Here is a 20,064-nt window from a genome sequence, read left to right on the forward strand (position 1 = left end):
GACACGAATCTGCCGTTCGGAAGTACCGGCTGGGGGCGTGGTGCACGGTAACTTCCTTCTGTGACCTCGCCGACGACCGACAACCAGGGCCTGGTGCGGTTGTGCGTGCTCGCTGTCCTCGCCGGCTGCGTGACCGGCGTCCTCGGCGGGGCTTTCCGGTGGTGCCTCGACCATCTCAACCGGTGGCGGTTCGAGATGCTGGACTGGGCGGACGGTCTCGGCGCCCCGGGATGGTTCATCCCGGTCGCGGTGACAGCCGCGGGCGCGGCCTTCGGGGCGCTCGTCTCGCACCTGGTGCCGACCGCGGCGGGTAGCGGCATCCAGCATGTGGAGGCCGTCGAACGTGGTGAGGCGGAGCCGGCGCCGCTACGTGTCATCCCCGCACGATTCTTCGGTGGACTGGCCGCGATCGGTTCGGGTCTCATCCTCGGGCGAGAGGGCCCGACCGTGCACATGGGTGCCGCCGTCGGCTCCGAGACCGGACGCCGTGCCGGACTCGACCAATTCGACCTCCGCGTCATGCAGACCTCCCTCAGCGGGGCCGGCCTCGCGGTCGCCTTCACCGCGCCGGTGGGTGGCGCGCTCTTCGCGCTCGAGGAGGTGACGCACTCATTCCGGCTGCGGGTGGTCATACCGACCATCCTCGCAGTCGCTGCTGCGGTGGCCTGCGGTCACGTGATCCTCGGCGACCGGCCCGACTTCCTCGTCGGCGTGGTGGCCCCACCCTCGATCACCCTGCTGCCGGTGTTCGTGGTCTTCGGTCTGCTCAGTGGCCTCGTCGGGATCGCCTACGGGAGAGCGGTTCTCGGCGCGATCCAGGGGGTACGCGGGATCACCCGCGTCCCGGCGATCGCGAAGGCCGCGATCATCGGTGCGATCGTCGGCGGGCTGATGGCCGTCGACACCGATGCCGCCGGGGGCGGAGACAACCTGGCGCAACAGATCTTCGACGGCTCGGTGGTCCTGCCGGTGGTCGCCGCACTGTTCATCGTTCGGTTCGTCGCCGGACCGCTGTCCTATGCCGCGGGCACACCGGGAGGTCTGTTCGCCCCGATGCTCGCGCTCGGTGCGCTGTGGGGTGTCCTGTTCGCCGCGGGCCTCGACGCCGTGATCCCGCAACCGGATTCGACGCTGCGCGACGCCCTGGTGCTCGCGGGCATGGCCGCACTGTTCGGTGCGGTGGTCCGGGCGCCGCTCACCGGCATGGTCGTCGTGATGGAGATGAGCGCGACGACGACGGTGGCGGTCCCCATGCTCGCCGCGACCGCGGCGGCCGTGCTCGTGGCACATCTCTCCGGGACCCCGCCCGTCTACGACTCGCTGCGGGAACAGATGCTCGCCAACGACGCTTCCCGCGAACGGGATTCGGGCGCCTAGAAGGTACGCGTGTGCGCGCCGAGCGGCACGATCAGCGGTCCGCCCGAGATCGGGTCCGTCATCACATGTGCTCGCAGGCCGAAGGCTTCGTCGAGCATCTCGGCGTCGATGACCTGGGCCGGGGCGCCCGTGGTGACGATGGCGCCGTTCTTCATGACCACCAGTGAATCGCTGTAGCGGGCCGCGAGATTGAGGTCGTGAAGGACCATGACCACGGTCTTGCCGTGATCGTCGCGGAGACGACGGACCAGGTCGAGGACGTCGATCGAGTGTGCGAGGTCGAGATAGGTGGTCGGCTCGTCGAGCAGGATGAGGTCGGTGCCCTGCGCGAGCGTGAGCGCGATCCAGACCCGCTGGCGCTGACCGCCGGAGAGCGCGTCGAGGGTACGGTCGGCGAGTTCGAGGGTGTCGGTCATCTCCATCGCCTCGGCCACCGCGGCCTCGTCGGCGGCGGTCGCCTGCTGGTACCACCGCTGATGCGGATGCCGGCCCCGACCGACCAGGTCGGCGACGGTGAGACCCTCGGGCGCCACCGGGTTCTGGGGCAGGATCGCCAGGGTCCGGGCGACCTGCTTGGGCCGCACGTGCGCGATGTCCTCGCCGTCGAGGAACACGGTGCCCGCCTTTGGCGGCAGCAACCGGGCGAGGCATCGCAGGAGCGTCGACTTGCCGCAGCCGTTGGAGCCGATGATGGTCGTGACCCGACCGTCGGGGATGTCGATGTCGAGACCGTCGATCACCACTCGCTGGTCGTAGCCGACGGTGAGTCCGCTGCCGCGAAGCCGGGCCGTCGTCTGCGGGGCGTTCTCGGTGGGGGAGATGGTCATACGGTCGCCTTCCGGGACATCGCGATCATCAGGTAGATGAGGAACGGTCCGCCGATCGCGGCGGTGACTATGCCGACGGGTAGGCCGCCGGGCAGCACAGTGCGGCACAACAGATCTCCGCCGAGCACGAGGGACGCACCGACCAGGCCGGACAACAACGGCGTCGGAACCGCGGTGCGGGCCAGCCGCAGCGCGATCTGTGGGGCGAGCAACGCGACGAAGGCGATCGGTCCGGCGGCGGACACACACAGCGCACTGACCAGGACCGCGGTCAGCAGCAGTGTCGTGGACACCGCGCCGGTCCGGACGCCGAGTCCGCGTGCGAGATCCGGTCCGAGGCTGAGCATGCCGATCTGCCGCGAGAACACGACGATCACCACGATCCCGAAGACGACCCCACCGACCACCGGCCAGACATTGGACCAGCCCACGTTGGCGACCGAGCCGACCAGCCACACCTGGGCACGCCCGACGTCGCGGATGTCGGCACGGGTGAGCAGGAAGTTGGTCAGCGCCTGCAACATCCAGGTCATGCCGACGCCGATCAGCACGAGGCGGAACGGGTTGATGCCGCTGTTCGCCTTTCGGCCGGGCCAGGCGAGCACGTACATGAGCGCCGCGGTCAGGAGGGCGCCGATCATCGCCGACGCCGGGACGCCGAGGTCGCCGAACCAGCTGCCCCAGCTCGTGTTCGAGAAGGCGATGGCCGCGACCGCCGCCGCGCTCGCACCGGCGGTGATGCCGAGGATGTCCGGGGTGGCGAGGGGATTCTGGGAGATCAGCTGGGTGATGGAGCCGGAGAACCCGAGCCCGATGCCCACCAGCAGGCCGACGAGGGCCCGGGGGAGCGCGACGTCGAAGACGACGACGTTCTCGATGCGGGTGCCGCCGCCCAGCAAGATGCGCGCGACGTCGATCGGGGTGAGCGGGAAGTCGCTGACCCCGACGCTGGTCAGGAACAGCACCACCGCGAGTGCCGCCGAGACGAGCGCGACGACCAGCATGCGCGGACGCACGACGAACGACACCGGCTCGATCGCGAGGCGGTAACCCCCGGGATGCGGGGCGAGGCTGCGCGTACGTGCTGCGAGGCCACGAGCACGGGGCTCGGGCGTCTTCACGTCGGATGAGTTCATACGGTTGCCAACCTCTGCCGACGGACCAGGAAGATCAGGAACGGAGCGCCGACCAGGGCCAGCATGACGCCCACCTGGACCTCACCGGGACGCGCGACGACGCGGCCGAGGATGTCGCAGCCGACGAGGAGTATCCCGCCGAGCAGCGCCGAGTACGGGATGATCCAGCGATAGTCGGCGCCGACGAACGCACGCGCGATGTGCGGTACCACGAGCCCGAGGAACACGATGGGCCCGCAGGCCGCGGTGGCGGCGCCGATCAGCAGGGTGATCGTCAGGATGCCGAGCGCGCGGATGAGGATCACCCGCGAGCCCAGGGCCTTGGTCATGTCGTCGCCGAGGCTCAGGACATTCAGGAAGAAGCCGCTCGCCAGCGCGAACACGAGTCCGACGCTGATGAACGGCAGGCTCGCCCAGAACACGTCGATGCCACGGCCGGCGGTCGAACCGACGCTCCAGAATCGCCACTGGTCGAGCGAGTTGGTGTCGACGAGCACGATCGATGATGTGATCGCGGTGAGCATCGCCGTCAGTCCCGTTCCGGCGAGGATCAGGGTCAGCGGACTCGAGCCGCTCAGTGCCGACAGCCCGAAGACGACGGTCGCGGCGATGATCGCGCCGAGCAGTCCGAAGAACATGAAGGCGACGGGGCTGGTGATCCCGAGCAGGTAGATCCCGGCCACGACCGCGCACGCGGCTCCCGCGTTGACGCCGAGCATGCCGGGATCGGCGATGGGGTTGCGCGTGTGTCCCTGGGTGATGGCACCGGCGGCGCCGACGGCCAGACCGGCGAACAATCCGAGCAGGGTTCGCGGGACGCGGAGATCCCAGACGATGCCGTCGACGTCGGTGTCCTTGGTGATCTCCGGCAGCCGGAGATCGAGGAGGGCGGCCCAGACCTCGGTGATCCCGGCGGCGAAACTCGTCCACACCTCGTCGAGCGGGACGGGGCGGGTACCGAACAGCACGGAGGCCACGACCAGCCCCACCAGAGCCGCGACCAGCACGGGAATGCCGAGAACACGAAGGGAGCGGCGCACGAAGGGTTACCTTACCAACGCTGGTCGGCGACTCTCGCGGCGCGGCACCGTGGATGTCGTTCGGGTAACGAAAGACCGCACCGGAGTTAGTGGAGGCTGTGTCTTCGGTAACACTGCGATGAGCTCGGATCGATATGCCCAGTGTTTCGAGGGTTCTGAAAACAGGAGGATCGATGAAGTCATTCAAACGGGCCGTTGTCGGAGTGTTGGCTGCGGGAAGCATCGCGGCGGGCACACTCGTGGGTGCCGCGCCCGCGCAGGCCGCCGTCCCCAACCTGCAGATGACGGGTGGGGTCTACTGCCAGTTCGGAGCCCCGGGTACCCCGTGGAACCAGGCGTGGAGCATGACCCGGTTCATGCGTGTCACCGCGCGTGACGGCGAATTCCGCAACGTCACCCTGCAGGAGACCGGCGGCGCGACCAAGTTCAAGCCGCTGCTGAAGAAGAACGAATCCCTGCTGATCAAGACCACCTGGTTCGGCTGCTTCCCGTCGTCGATCTCCGGGTACGCGATCTCCGACTACGCCGAGAACCTGACCGACAACGTCGGCTTCTGGTGGAACGTGCGACGCATCGACAACCCGTTCGACCGGTTCGGCACGGGCTCGTCCGCGTCGGCGTCCGCGCTGACCGGCGGCGGCAACACGGTCAAGGGAGTGCCCACCATCCCCGGGCGCTGAGTCCGTAGAGAACAGACGACGAGGGGCGACCGGTGAGAGAACCGGTCGCCCCTCGTCGTCGATCTCCAGAGGTCGTCTCAGGCCGACGGACGCGCCACCTTGTGGGGCTCCGACGCGGCGAGCATGTCCTCACGCTCGACGACCTTCACGCGCTCGCGGCCCTCGGCGGCACCGAGTGCGCGCTCGTGCTCGTCGAGGCGGTACCAACCGTCCCACGTGGTGAACGGGATGTTCTTCGACTCGAGCAGCTCGATGATGGCGCCCTCGCCCGGAGCGGCGGGCTCGAGCAGCTTCTCGGCCTCCATGTCCTTGAGGATGCAGTCGACGGTCTCGTTGGCGTCGCCCTTGGTGTGGCCGATGAGACCGACCGGACCACGCTTGACCCAACCGGTGGTGTAGACGCCGGTGAGCTGCTCACCCTCGTCGAACACGCGTCCGGCCTCGTTGGGGATGACCCCGGCCTGCGAGTCGAACGGGATGCCGGGCAGGTTGTCCGAGAGGTAACCGACCGCACGGTAGACCGCTCCGACCTCCCAGTCGGTGATCTTGCCGGTGGGCTTGACGTTGCCGGTGCCGTCGAGCTGGGTGCGCTCGGTGCGCAGGCCGACGACCTTGCCGTCCTCGCCGAGGATCTCGGTGGGGCTCTCGAAGAAGTGCAGGAAGAGCTTGTGGATCGCACCCTGCTTGGGCTCGCGGATCGCGTAGTTCTCGATGATCGTCGCGACCTGGTCGGTGATCTTCGAGCCGCGGCGGGCGACGGTCGAACCCTCGTCGTAGTCGATGTCCTCGGGGTTGACGATGACCTCGATGTTCGGCGAGTGGTCGAGCTCCTTGAGCTCGAGCGGGGTGAACTTGGCCTGCGCCGGTCCGCGGCGACCGAAGACGTGCACCTCGATGGCCTTGTTTGCCTTGAGACCCTCGTAGACGTTGGCCGGGATCTCGGTGGGCAGCAGCTCGTCGCCGGTCTTGGCGAGAACGCGCGCCACGTCGAGGGCGACGTTGCCGACGCCGATGACGGCGACCTTCTCCTGCTCGAGCGGCCAGGTGCGCGGGAAGTCGGGGTGGCCGTCGTACCAGGCGACGAACTGCGCGGCGCCGTAGCTGCCCTCGAGGTCGATGCCCGGGATGTCGAGCGCGCGGTCGTCGGTGGCGCCGGTGGAGAAGATGATCGCGTCGTAGTGCGACTTCAGCTCGTCGAGCGTGATGTCGGTGCCGTAGTCGACGTTGCCGAGCAGGCGGACCTGCGGCTTGTCGAGCACCTTGTGCAGCGCGGTGATGATGCCCTTGATGCGCGGGTGATCAGGCGCGACGCCGTAACGGATCAGACCGAACGGAGCCGGCATACGCTCGTAGAGGTCGATGCTGACGCCGCGATCCTTCGCGGTGTCGGACTTCATCAACGCGTCGGCGGCGTAGATCCCGGCGGGACCCGCACCGACGATCGCAACCCGAAGCGGGCGGCTGTTCTCGCTCATGGAGTAGGTGTCTTCCGTTGTTCGGCGCGCCCCGCCACAGGAACCGGATCCGAAACCCTTGATTCTGGTGTCGACACGCTTGGATATGGCCTATCCCTTCTACGGTAGGCGCTTGGTGTCCACTCCCAAAATTAGCTGTGAGGTAATCCTCACTTCTCGACGTCATCGCGATGACGCGGTGCCACGCGCGTCAGCGTGAGCCGGCAGCTTCGGCGATGGGTCCGACGGCCTGATCGGCCACCCACGGGATCGTCAGCAGGGTCGGCACCGACATGGCACTGCCGACCTCCTGCGGCAGGTAGGCGACCCGTCCCGAACGCGCCACCTCGAGCCGGGTGAACGCCGGGTTCGACCGCAGCTTGTCGTTCGAGCCCTCCCAGTCGACGGCGACGACGATGTCGGCCGCGTCGAGCCGGTCGAGGCTCTCGGCCGGTAGTTCGCCGTAGAACCCGCTGGTGATCGTGTCGCGGAGGACGGTCGGGAATGTGAGGCCGTAGCCCGCGACGGTCTGCGCCCGGCCGTCCTCGGGTCCGTACACCGAGACCCCACCGGTCGGGCTCGCGGTCACGACGACGGCGGTCTTGCCCGCGAACTGCGGATTCTTCGCCCGGATGCCCGCGAGGAAGGCCTCGGTCTCGCCGACCTTGCGCCGGGCGAGGTCGGGTTGCCCGATCGCGGTGCCGATCTGGATGGTCTGCGCATTCCACGGCACCTGCCAGGCTTGTACTGGGTGGGCCGGAGGATGGTGGGTGCGGTCTTGGTGAGCAGGTCGAACTGGTCGCGGGTGGGATCGGCGCCGACCGCGGTGATCAGGTCGGGGCTCGTGGCGAGCGCCTTGGGGATCTCGTTCCCGAGAGCTGCCGAGGTGTTGGCGAGGACCACCGGTTGCGAGTCGCCGATCAGGTCGGCGTTCCACGGCGCGGTCGCCTGGTCGGGATCGGCGAACGGGGCGATCGTCGTCGGCATGACGCCGAGGGCGAGCAGCGTGTCGCCGTCACCCACGCCCAAGGCGGCGATCCGCGTGGGTGCCTTCTCCACGACCGCCGGGGCATAGGCCTGCTGAACGGTGACGGGAATCGAGCCGGTCTCGGGAGCCGGGACGGACGCCGAATCGTCGGCGACCTTCTCTTCGGGAGCGGCGCAGGAGCTCACCACGAGGGCCGCCACGGTCGTCGCGAGCACGATTCCGGACAGTCGATGGGAAAGCAGACGCATGTGGTTCCTCGGCGGTCGGCGTTTGGTTAGGCCCACCTTACCGAGCGTGGATTCGGTGCCCACGCGATTCGACGCGATGGCGGCCGGAGAATCCGGACGGAGGTCACACCCGGCCTGTCGTTACACTTCGCGCCATGGCCAAAGCTGCAGGCGGGGGCCCCGACAAGCCCTCCGGTAAGGGCGCCGCATCCCGGAACACCTCTCGGGGCGCCGCGTCCTCGAAGAAGTCTGCCCTCGGCAAGGCAACGTCGAACGACGACGTCGACGCCGCCCTCGTCGAGGAAGGGCCACCGAACTGGAAGAACGCGTGGCCGTTCTTCGTGGCGGCGGGTGTCGTCGCGCTCCTCGTGCTGGGGATCGTGCTCTCGAGCATCTCGCGGCCGTCCGAGGAACGCGTCAGCGACGACGCGCGGGTCCAGTACGCCATCAACGACCTCTACACGGCGAAGAACGGCCCGAACTACGCCGAGTATCGCGCCAACACCTGCGATGCCGACCTGGACAAGACCGGTTTCCCCACCGAGGCGCAGTTCGTCGCGGAGAACCAGGCGTCGCTGGACCAGAACGGACGCATCGAGATCCCCGAGATCACCGACCTGGTGGTCGACGGTGACCGGGCGACCGCCAAGGTCCATTGGCACTATAAGGACAAGGCCGATGCCAAGCAGGTCGTGGAGACGATCGTGGTGCGCGAGAACGGCGAATGGAAGGTGTGCTCCTCATGACCTATGCCGGCGACCTGACCCCGCAGGAAGCGTGGGAGAAGCTCGAGAACAATCCCGACGCGGTCCTCGTCGACTGTCGGACGCAGGCCGAATGGTCCTTCGTCGGCGTCCCCGACCTCGAGGTGCTGGGCAAGCGGACGATCTTCGCCGAGTGGACGACGTTCCCCGAGGGGCGCCGCAACGAGCAGTTCGTCGAACAGTTGCGCGGCGCCGGGGTCACCGATGACAACGAGGTCATCTTCCTCTGCCGCTCGGGGCACCGGTCGATCGGTGCGGCCGAGGCGGCGACCGCCGACGGAATCGGCAAGGCCTACAACGTGGTCGACGGGTTCGAGGGTGCCCTCGACGAGAACGACCATCGAGGTGCGTCGGGATGGCGCGCCGAGAATCTGCCGTGGAGGCAATCGTGAGTCCTGATTTGTCCGTGGGTCGTGAACTGCCGGAGGGTCTTTCGCCCGACACCATCGCCGTCCGCGGTGGCCTCGCCCGCTCCGGCTTCTACGAGACCACCGAGGCGCTGTACCTGACCAGCGGATACGTCTACGACTCCGCCGAGGCCGCCGAGCGCGCCTTCACCGGCGAGGACCAGCGGTTCGTCTATTCCCGGTACGGCAATCCGACGGTCCACATGTTCCAGGAGCGGCTGCGTCAGCTCGAAGGTGCCGAGGCCTGCTTCGCGACGGCCAGCGGCATGGCCGCGGTGTTCGTCGCGCTCGGCGCACTGCTCAAGGCCGGAGATCGGCTCGTCGCCGCCCGCAGCCTGTTCGGCTCGTGCTTCGTGGTGTGCAACGAGATCCTCCCGCGATGGGGCGTCGAGACCGAGTTCGTCGACGGCGAAGACCTCGACCAGTGGGAGCGGGCGCTGTCCAAGCCCACCACCGCGGTCTTCTTCGAGACACCGTCCAACCCGATGCAGACCCTCGTCGACGTCGCCAAGGTGTCCGAGATGGCTCACGCCGCAGGCGCGAAGGTGGTGCTGGACAACGTCTTCGCCACCCCACTGCTGCAGCGCGGTCTGGATCTCGGCGCCGACGTCATCGTCTACTCGGGTACCAAGCACATCGACGGCCAGGGTCGCGTCATGGGCGGTGCCGTCCTCGGCACCAAGGAGTACATCGAGGGCCCGGTGCAGCAGTTGATGCGCCACACCGGCCCGGCGCTGAGCCCGTTCAACGCCTGGACCCTGCTCAAGGGCCTGGAGACCATGCGTCTTCGCGTCGACGCCTCGGTGTCCTCGGCCCTGCGCATCGCCGGGTTCCTGGAAGCCGACCCGCGGGTCCGCTGGGTGAAATACCCGTTCCTGCAGTCGCATCCGCAGTTCGAGCTGGCCAAGAGCCAGATGTCCGGTGGCGGCACCGTGGTGACCTTCGAGCTCAACGACCACGACGGCATCGACGGCAAGAAGCGCGCCTTCGAGGTCCTCAACGCACTGAAGGTCATCGACATCTCCAACAACCTCGGCGACTCCAAGTCGCTGATCACCCACCCGGCCACCACCACGCACCGCGCGATGGGACCCGAGGGGCGTGCCGCGATCGGTCTCAGTGACGCGGTCGTGCGCCTGTCGGTCGGGCTGGAGGGCATCGACGACCTGCTCGCGGATCTGGATCAGGCGCTCGGCTGAGCCCGCGCACGAGGCTCTCCTGCCCATGCCCATCAGGCCGCCCGGGCGGGACGCTCATGACGGAACCTGAGTGCGGCCAGCGCGACCGCGATGGGCAGGACACTGACGGTCAGCATGGTGAGTCGCACGGCGTCGGAGAAGTCCGCTCCGAGGTCGAGGCCGCCCACTTGCTGTAGCAGGTTCGGGTCGTATCCGACGCCACCCGGGCTCGGCGCCACTGCGCTACGCGCGGCGTCGACGGCCTCTTGTCCCTGTGTCACCGTCAGGCCCCGTTGTTCGCTGTCGGCGAGCCATTCACGCTCGAAGAACACATTCAGGAGGAGCAGGTACACGGTGGGCCCGAACGCGTAGCCCGTCATCCCGAAGGCCGTCTGCACCGAGGCCACTGTTCCGGACTGCCCACTCGGCGCATGCGAGAGCACCGTCTCCGACACGGATGTGGAACTCACCATCGACCCGAGGTTGTACAGCCATACGGACATCACGAGCAGCCAGAGCGCCATGATCGGGCTGACCGTGCCGGCCATCAGCAGCCCGGCGGCCGCCATGGTCGCGAGACCGGCGACCATCACCGGTCTCGGCGAGAACTTCTCCATCAGACTCCCGGACATGATCAGGGCGCCGGCGATCAGCAGCGAGCCGGGAAGGAACAACAGTCCGACCGTCTGCGGTGACAGCGCGAGCACCTTGCTGCCGTACTGCCCCAGGACGATGCTGAGCCCCGCGATCAGGAAGTTGAGTGTGAAGGCGGCGGCGAGCGCCACCGTGAACGTCCGGTTGCCGAACAGCGACAGGTCCAGCGCCGGTTCGGGGGTGCGCCGTTCGTGGCGGACGAAGAGCACCGCGCCGACGACGCTGACGAGTAGCGGCAGCCAGGCCTGGGGCCGGAGGACACCGTTCTGGGCGGCCGCGAGTCCGATGACGAGGGTCAGGAGTGCCACCCCGATCAGGACGATGCCGATCACGTCCAGCTTCGCACGCTCGTGACGAGGCGACTCCGGAACGAACTTCGCCGTCAGCAGCATCGAGACCACGGCAAGCAGTGGTGCGACCAGGAACACGAACCGCCAGCCGAGACCCGTCACGGCCCAGCCCGTCAGGGCGGGGAGCGCCCCGCAGAGAACCATCTCGATGGCGACGAAGATGCCGATGGCCTTCGGTCGCTGCTCCTCGGTCACCGACGTCTTGAGGAGGGCCAGCGATACCCCGAGCAGGGCCGCCATGCCCAGGCCCGCCACGACGCGCATCGCCAGGAGAAAGCCATACCCGGGTGAAAGCATGGCGAGCACATCGGCGACGGTGACCACGGCCAGTCCCGACATCAGGAGTCGTCGGAGTCCGATCGAGTCGCCGAGATTCCCCGCGCCGAGGACGGACGCGGCCATGACCAGCGTCGACATTCCACCCAACAATCCGACAGCCGCGGGCGGGACGTCGAGTTCCCGGCTCACCTGCGGCAGATTCAGGCTCAGCACCAGTGGATCGACGGCCGTGATCGTGAAGGCCAGGGACAGCGCGAAGATGATCGGCAGAATGCTCTTCCGGGTTGTCGACCGCTCCGCAGGCATCTGCTACGCCTCCCTGGCCCCTTCGCCCCGACGTTCATCGACCATAACGCCGACCTTCGTGGTCGGAGGCGAGATCGCGGGAGGGCGCGCTCACCGGAGGGTCAGTTCACGATGTCCGCGAGGGGGATGCCGAGCGCGTTGAACACGGTCCGTAGTTTGAACTGCGTCTCGTCGAGTTCCGCCTGCGGGTCGGAGTGTTCGACGATGCCGCCGCCCGCCCAGGTGCGCAGACTCCGACCGTCGGCCGCGAGCTCGGCGCACCGGATGGCGACCATCCATTCGCCGTCGCCCGCGGCGTCGCACCACCCGACCGCGCCTGCGTAGAAGCCACGATCTCCCTCCACGTCTCGGATGATCTGTGCGGCAACGTCACTCGGGGTGCCGCACACTGCGGGGGTGGGTCCGAGGAGTAGTGCGAGGTCGAGTGCGGTGGTCGCCGGGTCGCGCAGCGTCGCGCGGATCGGGGTGGCCAGATGCCACATCTCGCCGGTCGACTCGAGCTGTGGGGTCGACGGCGCGTCGACGTCGTCGCAGAGATGTCCCAGGCGCTCGCGCAGATGATCGACGACGAAGGCGTGCTCGGCGAGGTCCTTTCTCGAGGCGGCCAGTTCGGCGGCGGTCGCACGGTCGACGGCCGGGTCGGCGGATCGTGGTGCCGAACCCGCGTAGGGATGACAGGTCACCGTCGATCCCGACTTGCGCAGCAGCGCTTCGGGACTCGCGCCGAGCAACCACGAGCCCGAACCCGTCGCGGCGCCGAGGTCGACCGCGAAGGCGTTGTGGTCGGCGTTGCCGCCGGCGAGTGCGTCGAGGAATTCCGCCGGGCGGATCTGTTCGTCGAGCACCAGGTCGACGCTGCGTGCGAGCACGACCTTCCCGACGTCGCCGGCGACGATGCGCTTGACCGCATGTGCGATGCGCTCGCGGTGCTCATCCCGAGCCGGGTGGCTCACGGTCGACACCGCTCGCCGTGACAGCGGCCCGGTCCCGGGCAGCGGTGCTTCGCCGGTCCGGAGCCGGACGGGGGCGACCAGCGCCGCGGGGTCGCGGAGGTCGAAGGGGATCGCCCCGGTCAACGCCCCGACCTCGCCCGCCCGCAGTGCGGCGGATGCCTCGTCGACGTCGGTGAACGACCGGACCACCCCTTCGCCCCGCACGGTGCCGTGCGGGCGCGACAACACGAAGACCTCACTCGATGCCACGACAGCCAGGGTACAGGTAAGCCTGTCCTAACTAGGAATCACGGTGAATCTAAATTGACACCCTTCGCCGGGATCCGCGAACCTTGTCGCAGGTCATGAGTGCCAGTGACAAGCCCCGGCTCGCTGGTCGGCAACCCTCCTCCACGGTGGGGTGCTCCGGGTGACGACCTGGCTGCGGTCGAACCCGAACGCGGCAAGTGTGGATTCTCGAGGAGCTCTTGTCATGACTGCTGTGCTTTCGGCACCCGTCACAACCGTCCGCCCGACCCCTGCCGTGGTGTCCGCCGCCATCGCCGACCGGGCACCCTTCATCCCCGCGCTGGCGCCGGTCGTCGGCTCGGATGCGCAAGTTCCCGTCGCCGCCGGACACCGCGTCGGCTACGCCAATCTGGACTACGCGGCGAGTGCCCCGGCGCTGCCGTCGGTCGCCGCGCAGGTCGCCGGGGCCCTCGGCGAGTACGCGAGCGTGCACCGCGGCGCCGGCCACCTATCGCAGGTCACCACCCGCCGGTACGAAGCCGCCCGCGAGACTGTGCGCGGCTTCGTCCGCGGCCGCGCCGACGACTCCGTCGTCTTCACCCGCAACACCACCGACGCGATCAACCTCGCCGCCCACATCACGCCCGGCGACGTCGTGGTCCTCGACATCGAGCACCACGCCAACCTGTTGCCGTGGTGTGCGCCGAAGGACGGTCGCAACCGGGCTCGCGTGGTCACCGCCCGCACCACGATCGAGGACACCCTCGTCGCGATCGAGGCGGAGCTCGCGTCCGAGCCGGCGTCGCTGCTCGCGGTGACTGCCGCGTCGAACGTCACCGGTGAGGTCCTCCCGATCAGCAGGCTGGCCTCGATCGCCCATCGCCACGGCGCACGCATCCTGGTCGACGCGGCGCAGCTCGTCGCACATCGCCCCATCTCGATCGTCAGCCACGGAATCGACTATCTGGCGTTCTCCGGTCACAAGGCCTACGCCCCGTTCGGCGCCGGCGTCCTGATCGGACGCTCCGACTGGTTCGACGCCGCCGACCCGTACCTCGCCGGCGGTGGAGCGACCGCCGACGTCGACCTGCGCGGTGACGAGAACTCGGCCGGGACCACCTGGCACACCGGGGCCGCCCGCCACGAGGCCGGCTCGCCGAACGTGCTCGGCGCCTTTTCGATCGCCGAGGCGTGCGCCGCACTCGCCGAGTTGGGTCCGGAGGCCATCGGCCTCCACGAGCTCGAGCTCGGTGAGCGGCTCGACGCCGGTCTCGCTCGCATCGACGGTGTCCGGCCGCTGCAGATCTTCACCGACTCGACCGACCGCGTCGGCATCGCCGGCTTCACGATCGACGGCTTCGCGCCGCGGGCCGTCGCCGAATATCTGAGCAGCGAGCACGGAATCGGTGTGCGGGACGGCAAGTTCTGCGCCCACCCGTTGCTCAGGCGGCTCGGTCATCCCGAGGGTGCCGTCCGCGCCAGCTTCGGTGCGGGCACCACCTCCGACGACGTCGATCGCCTGCTCGACGCACTCGGCGCACTCAGCGCCGAAACGACCACCACCCGACCAGAACTCGACGAGGGGTACCCCGCATGACCGTCCACATCGACACTCCGCGCACCGCCGTCACCATCGGCCGTCCCGGCTTCCAGGTCGCGATCGCGGGAGATGCTGTTGCACAGACCTTCCCGATCGTCGTGCGTCGCGAGACCCTGCGGGACGCCCAACGGGCGCGCGCGCTGCTGCGGGCCGGCACCCACGACCAGGCGAACTTCGTCGTGGCCCTCGAGATCGAGGTGGCGATCGCGCCGAACGCGGCATCGGCACGCGCCGCCGTCGAGCAGGCCGGAATCGCCGCCGACAGCTCGGAGACCATCCGCTACATCGGCACGACCCACGGCCTGATCACACTGCTGCGTGACATCTACGCCGCCGAGGTCGCCGACGCGGTGATCCTGGTCCCGATCGACGGTTCGGCCACCGGCAGCCGAGTCCGCGAGCAGGTGCTTCCGGTCTTCGCCGACGTGCGCCACCGGGTGGCCTGAGGCCTTCGAGGTTCGCTGCGCTCACGCCTCAGGCAGCGGGTGGGTTCGCTGCGCTCACGCCTCAGGCAGCGGGTGGGTTCGCTGCGCTCACGCCTGAAGGCGGCGGGTGGGTTCACTGCGCTCGTGCTTCTGCCTGTAGACCACGAACCGCCGACGACAGCATGTGTCGTCGGCGGTCGGTGAGGGACTGCTCGGGTGGCGTCAGCCGCGCGAGGGCTCGTTGGCCTCGTCGGGGTGAGCGGCGAGACGGTCGATGGCCTCCTGGGCGACCTTCTCGGCGGCCTCGCGGCCGACCCAACCGCCCGGCTGGACCTCCTTGCCGGGCTCGAGGTCCTTGTAGTGCTCGAAGAAGTGCGAGATCGGACCCAGCTCGTACTCCGACACGTCGGAGATGTCCTTGATGTGGTCCCAGCGCACGTCACCGGCGGGCACGCACAGCAGCTTGTCGTCGCCGCCGGCCTCGTCGGTCATCGTGTACATGCCGACGATGCGGGCGCGCACGATGATGCCGGGGAAGACCGACTCGGGCAACAGGACCATCGCGTCGAGCGGGTCGCCGTCCTCGCCGAGGGTGCCGTCGATGTAGCCATAGTCGGCCGGGTAGCCCATCGAGGTGTACAGGTAGCGGTCGAGGTAGACCTTCCCCGTCTCGTGGTCGACCTCGTACTTGTTTCGGCCACCTTTGGGGATCTCGATGGTCACATCGAATTCCACTGTTCCTCCTGGCAGTTGCGGATCGGGGGTGTGATCGCCGGACGGCCCAGATGGCCGCGCGTCGCAACAACGATACTGTTAGTCCGACGACCTCGGACTTCGTACCCCCGCAGTGCGCGGGTGCATCGGACCCCGGGTCGCTCATATCCGACATTTCGGTCATGCAGTATCGGCAACGCAATGCGAGAGATCCGGAGGCTTCGTGGGCGCAACCACCAGACCCGCAGGTCGTGATGGCAGACCCCGCAGTCGCAAACTCCTCTGGTGGACGATCGTCGCCGTCGTGATCCTCGCGCTGGCGTCGACCGCTGCGGTGGTCGTGGCTCTCCGCCTGGACACGGAAGCCGAGCTGCCGCCGGGGATACCGCCGCAGCCCGCCGCGATCTCCCCCGACCCGCAGATCGACCCGGTCGCCGCCACCGCACCGGCCCCGACGCCCGCCGGGGTGTCCCGCGCGATCGCCCCCGCACTGCGGAATCCGGCGCTCGGTGTCCTGAGCGGCATGATCTCCGACTCGCTGACCGGCGAGGTCCTGTGGTCGCGCAACCCCGGTCGTCCGCGCATCCCCGCGTCGAACGACAAGGTGCTCTCGGCCGCGGCCTTCCTCGAGGCCATGCCGCACGACGCGCGCCTCACCACGACGGTCGTCGCGGGGTCGAACGGGCAGGTGATCCTCAAGGGGGCCGGCGATCCCACTCTGTCGGCGCAGCCGCCGATGCCGACACCTTCTACAGCGAGCCCGCCCGCATCGCGGACCTCGCCGAACAGATCAAGCAGGCCGGCATCCCGGTCACCTCGGTCGCGGTGGACCTCAGCGCCTTCTCGGGCCCGACGATGGACCGGACCTGGGACCGCAGGGACATCCAGGGCGGCGACATCGCGCCGATCGAGTCGCTGATGGTCGACGGCGCCCGCCTCGAGCCGCTCGACGAGTATTCGCCGCGATCCGCGACGCCCGGGATCATGGCCGGTGAGGCGCTGGCCGCGGCGCTCGACGTCGATGCGCCGGTGACCGAGGTACCCGCACCCGCCGGCGACCGCGTCGTGGCGAAGGTCGAGTCCGCGCCGCTGGTGACCCGGGTCAACGACATGCTCCGGTACAGCGACAACGTGCTCGCCGAGACGCTGTCGATCGAACTGTCGGTGCATCGCGGCGGACCCGCGACCCTCGCCGCCGGAGTCGACGCGGTCGAGCAGGTCCTGTCCACCACCTTCCCTGAGCAGTGGAAGGGCACCACGCTGGCCGACGCGTCGGGCATCTCCTATGCCAACCGCACGACGCCTGCGCTGCTCGACGCGGTGATGACCGCGGCCAGCGGACCCTCGCGACCGAAGCTGCGACCGATGCTCGACGGTCTGCCCATCGCCGCCGGCACGGGCACCCTCGCCGACCGTTTCCCGATCGCCACCACACCCGGTGCCGGGTGGGTGCGCGCAAAGACCGGAACACTCACCGGAGTCAGTTCGTTGACCGGCATAGTCCAAACGATCGATGGCCGCGTGCTGTCGTTCGCCCTCATGTCCGGCGGCACCTCGCCGGCGGACGCGAGACCCGCCCTGGACGCCGTGGTGGGTCAACTCAGAGAGTGCGGGTGCCGATGAGCATGTCAGGAACCGACAGCAAGGCCGCCGTCGAGCCGGTGGGTGACGACACCCGCCTGAGCATCGGATCGCAGATCGACTGGCCGCTCGCGGCGTCGACCGCGAAACGGCTCGTCCGACCCGGCCCCAAGACCACGGCCTACACCTACGAAGCCGCGCAGGCCGAGCTCGCGGACGCGGCGACGCGTGCGGAGGCGCCGGTCCGCGAGGTCACCGGTCTCGCCGACGGACTCCGCATCCCGACGACCCGAATCCTCGACCGGTCGGGCTGGATCGACGCGGCCTCCGACTCGATGCGTTCGATGCTGGGGTCCGAGGCCGACGCGGACCCGGCTTCGCCCGGCCTCGCCGCCAAGTTCGGCGGGATCCAGGCCGGTGGTCTGCTCGCCTTCCTCTCCACTGCGATCCTCGGCCAGTACGACCCGTTCACGCCGGACCCGGAAACCGGTGAACCCGGCGTGCTGATGGTCGTGACGCCCAACATCATCAACGTCGAACGCCAGTTGAAGGTCGTGCCGTCGGACTTCCGTCTGTGGGTGTGCCTGCATGAGGTGACCCACCGGGTGCAGTTCTCGGCCAACCCGTGGCTACGCGACTACATGCAGGACAACGTCGCCGTGCTCACCTCCGAGACCGGTGAGTCGACCACCGAGATCGTCACGCGGATGACCAAGACGCTCAAGGGCTCCGAACCCCGCGAGAAGGGCATCCTCGGTGCGATGCAGCTGCTGCAGAGCCCCGAGCAGTTCGACGCCTTCCAGCGGATGATGGTTCTCGGCACGCTGCTCGAGGGTCACGCCGACCACGTGATGGACGCCGTCGGGCCGGCGCACGTCCCGTCCGTCGCCCACATCCGCACCGCCTTCGACAAGCGACGCAAGGCGCCGCAGAACCCGGTGCAGCGCATCATCCGCGCCCTCATCGGCATGGACGCCAAGATCGCGCAGTACATCCGCGGCAAGGCCTTCGTCGACGAGGTGGTCGAGACCGTCGGCATGGAGCGGTTCAACACGGTGTGGACCTCGCCCGAGACGATGCCGCTGCCGGACGAGATCGACACCCCGCAGGCATGGATTCGACGCGTGCTCTGACTCAGGTGGTCGCGGATTTCGCGGCCACCTGTTTCGCCGGTCCGCGCGCATCCGTCTGCGTGGGACTGTCCGGCGGCGCCGACTCGCTCGCACTGACGGCGACGGCCGTCCGCGCGGGACTCGACGTCACCGCGCTGATCGTCGACCACGGACTCCAGGAAGGTTCGGACCACGTGGCCGGCCGGGCCGCCACGACCGCACGCGAACTCGGCGCCGACGCACGCGTGCTCGAGGTCAGGGTCGGGACCCGCGGGGGACTCGAAGCCGCTGCCCGGGACGCGCGGTACACAGCGCTCGACGCCGCCCGGGACGGTCGTCCGGTGCTTCTCGCGCACACCGCCGACGACCAGGCCGAGACCGTGCTGCTCGGACTCGCACGCGGTTCGGGGGCGCGTTCGATCGCCGGCATGCGTGCGTGGAAGGCCCCGTGGGGTCGGCCACTGCTGCGAGTGCGCCGGATGCAGACGCTCGCGGTGTGTACCGAACTCGGGCTGGCCGTGCACCACGACCCGCACAACCGCGACCCGCGGTTCACCCGGGTTCGTTTGCGTGCCGACGTGATCCCGATGCTCGACGACGTTCTCCAGGGCGGCGTCGTGCCTGCGCTGGGCCGCACCGCGGACGGTCTGCAGGACGACAACGACGCCCTCGACGGCTGGGCGGAGGCGGTGTGGCGGAGTGCCGGGACTCCCGATGGTCTGGCGGTCGCGCCGCTGCACGACCTGCCGAGGGCCGTGCGTACCAGGGTCATCCGACGCTGGTTGCTCGACGTCGGGGCAACCGAACCGACGCATCGGGTGATCGCCGCGGTCGATCGGCTCGTCGTGGAATCCGGAACGGGGCGCGCCCAGGTGGCGATCGGCGGCGACCCTGGCGTGCGGACCGTCGTGGAACGAAGCGGTGAAAAGCTGACGGTCCGCCTCACCGCGAGGTGAGACGGACCGTCAGGAGAAAGGTCTGTGACCTACCGTCGAGGAGCCTTGAACGGCGAGTTGATCGTTTCGAAGTAGTGGAGCCCGGCTGCGATCAGGGTGCCACCGCCACCGATCGCGAGACCGATGATCCCACCGACCGCGGCCGCCGGGGCGACTCCGACGAGACAACCGACGACTGCCGCGGTGATTCCGACGATGCAGCCGATCAGGCCACCGACGATTGCGCCGACGATCGTGCCGACCAGCGACGAGATGGTTGTGCCCGCACCCAGCTGCTGCTGGAAACGGATCAATGCCTGGTCATCGCGCTCCTGGCGCGTCTGCGGTGCGGCGACCTGGTGACGCGCGCTATCGCGCAAACTGTTGACCTCGGTCGGGTTGACCTGCACGGAACGCGCGTTGTTACGCGACGGAATGAGCGTCACCTTGTTGCCGGCCTGACGTGCGTCGATCGGGAACTGGCGATCTTCCATGCGATATGCAAGAGGCATACGGAAGACTTCCGCACCGGCGAAATCGCGAATCGTCAGCGATCCGTTTTCGGTACTCGCCGAGGCGTTGTGCAGGGTGAGGGTCAGCGACGACTGATTCCAGGTCGCGTCGTAGGTGGCCGGCCCGAATTGCTTGGGGGCGGCCTGTGCGGTCCCGGCGAGTGCCGTGATCACAACGGTGGCAAGGGATATGGCAACAGCGACCAATGTGCGCGTGTATTTGCGCGACAAGGCCCCGTCTTGTCGTTCAGTTGACATGAAGGAATTCTTTCCATGAAGGGGAGTTCCCCGAGGGGGGAATAGGGGAACCCGGTCGATCATATTCACAGGTCGAAAT

At 68.6% G+C, this 20,064-nt stretch carries 17 protein-coding genes, 2 pseudogenes and 1 riboswitch; of the genes and pseudogenes, 10 read left to right on the forward strand and 9 right to left on the reverse strand.

The features are described 5' to 3' along the window. Nucleotides 1-60: 60 nt before the first annotated feature. A complete protein-coding gene (locus BJF87_RS01800; RefSeq protein WP_006357050.1) occupies nucleotides 61-1,377 on the forward strand; it encodes a ClC family H(+)/Cl(-) exchange transporter in 1,317 nt (438 codons plus the stop codon). Here BJF87_RS01800 and BJF87_RS01805 read toward each other — a convergent pair. The 3 genes from BJF87_RS01805 to BJF87_RS01815 are packed head-to-tail and all read right to left on the reverse strand — an operon-like array spanning nucleotide 1,374 to nucleotide 4,380. Beyond that, nucleotides 1,374-2,204, reverse strand: a complete 831-nt coding sequence (locus BJF87_RS01805) for an ABC transporter ATP-binding protein (RefSeq protein WP_075862542.1) — start codon at nucleotides 2,202-2,204, stop codon at nucleotides 1,374-1,376. The two genes, BJF87_RS01800 and BJF87_RS01805, sit on opposite strands and share 4 nt — an antisense overlap. Continuing rightward, nucleotides 2,201-3,340, reverse strand: coding sequence for an iron chelate uptake ABC transporter family permease subunit (locus tag BJF87_RS01810; protein ID WP_075862543.1), 1,140 nt, complete (start codon nucleotides 3,338-3,340; stop codon nucleotides 2,201-2,203). The genes BJF87_RS01805 and BJF87_RS01810 overlap by 4 nt, the downstream gene beginning before the upstream one ends. Then, the gene (locus BJF87_RS01815) at nucleotides 3,337-4,380 is read right to left on the reverse strand and encodes an iron ABC transporter permease (RefSeq protein WP_006357047.1); all 1,044 of its coding nucleotides are present in this window, start codon (nucleotides 4,378-4,380) and stop codon (nucleotides 3,337-3,339) included. The genes BJF87_RS01810 and BJF87_RS01815 overlap by 4 nt, the downstream gene beginning before the upstream one ends. 173 nt (nucleotides 4,381-4,553) lie before the next feature. Between BJF87_RS01815 and BJF87_RS01820 the strand changes: the two genes are divergently transcribed. Then, nucleotides 4,554-5,060 carry a hypothetical protein gene (locus tag BJF87_RS01820; protein ID WP_075862544.1) on the forward strand — a complete coding sequence of 169 codons (507 nt, stop codon included), beginning with the start codon at nucleotides 4,554-4,556 and terminating at the stop codon, nucleotides 5,058-5,060. Between the two features lie 77 nt (nucleotides 5,061-5,137). Here the strand turns inward: BJF87_RS01820 and BJF87_RS01825 are convergent, their stop codons facing one another. Beyond that, nucleotides 5,138-6,535 (reverse strand): FAD-dependent oxidoreductase, encoded by a 1,398-nt coding sequence (locus BJF87_RS01825; protein WP_075862545.1) that lies wholly within the window; start codon nucleotides 6,533-6,535, stop codon nucleotides 5,138-5,140. A 190-nt stretch (nucleotides 6,536-6,725) separates the two neighbouring features. Next, nucleotides 6,726-7,750 (reverse strand): annotated as a pseudogene (locus tag BJF87_RS01830) (ABC transporter substrate-binding protein). A 134-nt stretch (nucleotides 7,751-7,884) separates the two neighbouring features. On the opposite strand from BJF87_RS01830, the gene BJF87_RS01835 reads away from it, so the two are divergent. From BJF87_RS01835 to BJF87_RS01845, 3 genes are read left to right on the forward strand one after another with little or no spacing between them, the layout of a single operon-like run. After that, entirely contained in the window at nucleotides 7,885-8,475 is a 591-nt protein-coding gene (locus BJF87_RS01835) for a hypothetical protein (protein ID WP_075862546.1), read from the forward strand. Beyond that, entirely contained in the window at nucleotides 8,472-8,885 is a 414-nt protein-coding gene (locus BJF87_RS01840) for a rhodanese-like domain-containing protein (RefSeq protein WP_075862559.1), read from the forward strand. The genes BJF87_RS01835 and BJF87_RS01840 overlap by 4 nt, the downstream gene beginning before the upstream one ends. Next, entirely contained in the window at nucleotides 8,849-10,099 is a 1,251-nt protein-coding gene (locus tag BJF87_RS01845; protein ID WP_187346445.1) for an O-succinylhomoserine sulfhydrylase, read from the forward strand. The genes BJF87_RS01840 and BJF87_RS01845 overlap by 37 nt, the downstream gene beginning before the upstream one ends. A gap of 32 nt (nucleotides 10,100-10,131) precedes the next feature. Here BJF87_RS01845 and BJF87_RS01850 read toward each other — a convergent pair whose 3' ends face one another. Beyond that, the gene (locus tag BJF87_RS01850) at nucleotides 10,132-11,667 is read right to left on the reverse strand and encodes an MFS transporter (protein ID WP_075862547.1); all 1,536 of its coding nucleotides are present in this window, start codon (nucleotides 11,665-11,667) and stop codon (nucleotides 10,132-10,134) included. Between the two features lie 101 nt (nucleotides 11,668-11,768). Continuing rightward, complete coding sequence (locus BJF87_RS01855; protein ID WP_084813137.1) at nucleotides 11,769-12,848, reverse strand: isochorismate synthase MenF; 1,080 nt, start codon at nucleotides 12,846-12,848, stop codon at nucleotides 11,769-11,771. 112 nt (nucleotides 12,849-12,960) lie between these two features. Continuing rightward, a riboswitch (SAM riboswitch) is annotated at nucleotides 12,961-13,075 on the forward strand. A gap of 17 nt (nucleotides 13,076-13,092) precedes the next feature. Here BJF87_RS01855 and BJF87_RS01860 point away from each other — a divergent pair. Next, a complete protein-coding gene (locus BJF87_RS01860) occupies nucleotides 13,093-14,445 on the forward strand; it encodes an aminotransferase class V-fold PLP-dependent enzyme (protein ID WP_075862549.1) in 1,353 nt (450 codons plus the stop codon). Beyond that, nucleotides 14,442-14,894, forward strand: a complete 453-nt coding sequence (locus BJF87_RS01865) for a hypothetical protein (protein WP_075862550.1) — start codon at nucleotides 14,442-14,444, stop codon at nucleotides 14,892-14,894. The genes BJF87_RS01860 and BJF87_RS01865 overlap by 4 nt, the downstream gene beginning before the upstream one ends. Nucleotides 14,895-15,095: 201 nt before the next feature. Here BJF87_RS01865 and BJF87_RS01870 read toward each other — a convergent pair whose 3' ends face one another. After that, on the reverse strand, nucleotides 15,096-15,608 hold the full coding sequence (locus tag BJF87_RS01870; RefSeq protein ID WP_006357037.1) for an inorganic diphosphatase: 513 nt from the start codon (nucleotides 15,606-15,608) through the stop codon (nucleotides 15,096-15,098). A 283-nt stretch (nucleotides 15,609-15,891) separates the two neighbouring features. Between BJF87_RS01870 and dacB the strand changes: the two are divergent. The 3 genes and pseudogenes from dacB (at nucleotide 15,892) to tilS (ending at nucleotide 19,236) form a co-directional block, all read left to right on the forward strand. Next, nucleotides 15,892-17,210 (forward strand): annotated as a pseudogene (gene dacB / locus BJF87_RS01875) (D-alanyl-D-alanine carboxypeptidase/D-alanyl-D-alanine-endopeptidase). Next, on the forward strand, nucleotides 17,207-18,301 hold the full coding sequence (locus BJF87_RS01880) for a zinc-dependent metalloprotease (RefSeq protein WP_075862560.1): 1,095 nt from the start codon (nucleotides 17,207-17,209) through the stop codon (nucleotides 18,299-18,301). Before dacB ends, BJF87_RS01880 begins: the two are co-directional and overlap by 4 nt. Next, nucleotides 18,280-19,236 (forward strand): tRNA lysidine(34) synthetase TilS, encoded by a 957-nt coding sequence (gene tilS, locus BJF87_RS01885; protein ID WP_035754585.1) that lies wholly within the window; start codon nucleotides 18,280-18,282, stop codon nucleotides 19,234-19,236. Before BJF87_RS01880 ends, tilS begins: the two co-directional genes overlap by 22 nt. A gap of 29 nt (nucleotides 19,237-19,265) precedes the next feature. Here the strand turns inward: tilS and BJF87_RS01890 are convergent, their stop codons facing one another. Then, nucleotides 19,266-19,985 carry a glycine zipper family protein gene (locus BJF87_RS01890; RefSeq protein WP_075862551.1) on the reverse strand — a complete coding sequence of 240 codons (720 nt, stop codon included), beginning with the start codon at nucleotides 19,983-19,985 and terminating at the stop codon, nucleotides 19,266-19,268. Nucleotides 19,986-20,064 lie beyond the last annotated feature (79 nt).

The organism is Gordonia sp. CNJ-863 (genome assembly GCF_001942325.1).
Taxonomy (GTDB): Bacteria; Actinomycetota; Actinomycetes; order Mycobacteriales; family Mycobacteriaceae; genus Gordonia; species Gordonia alkanivorans.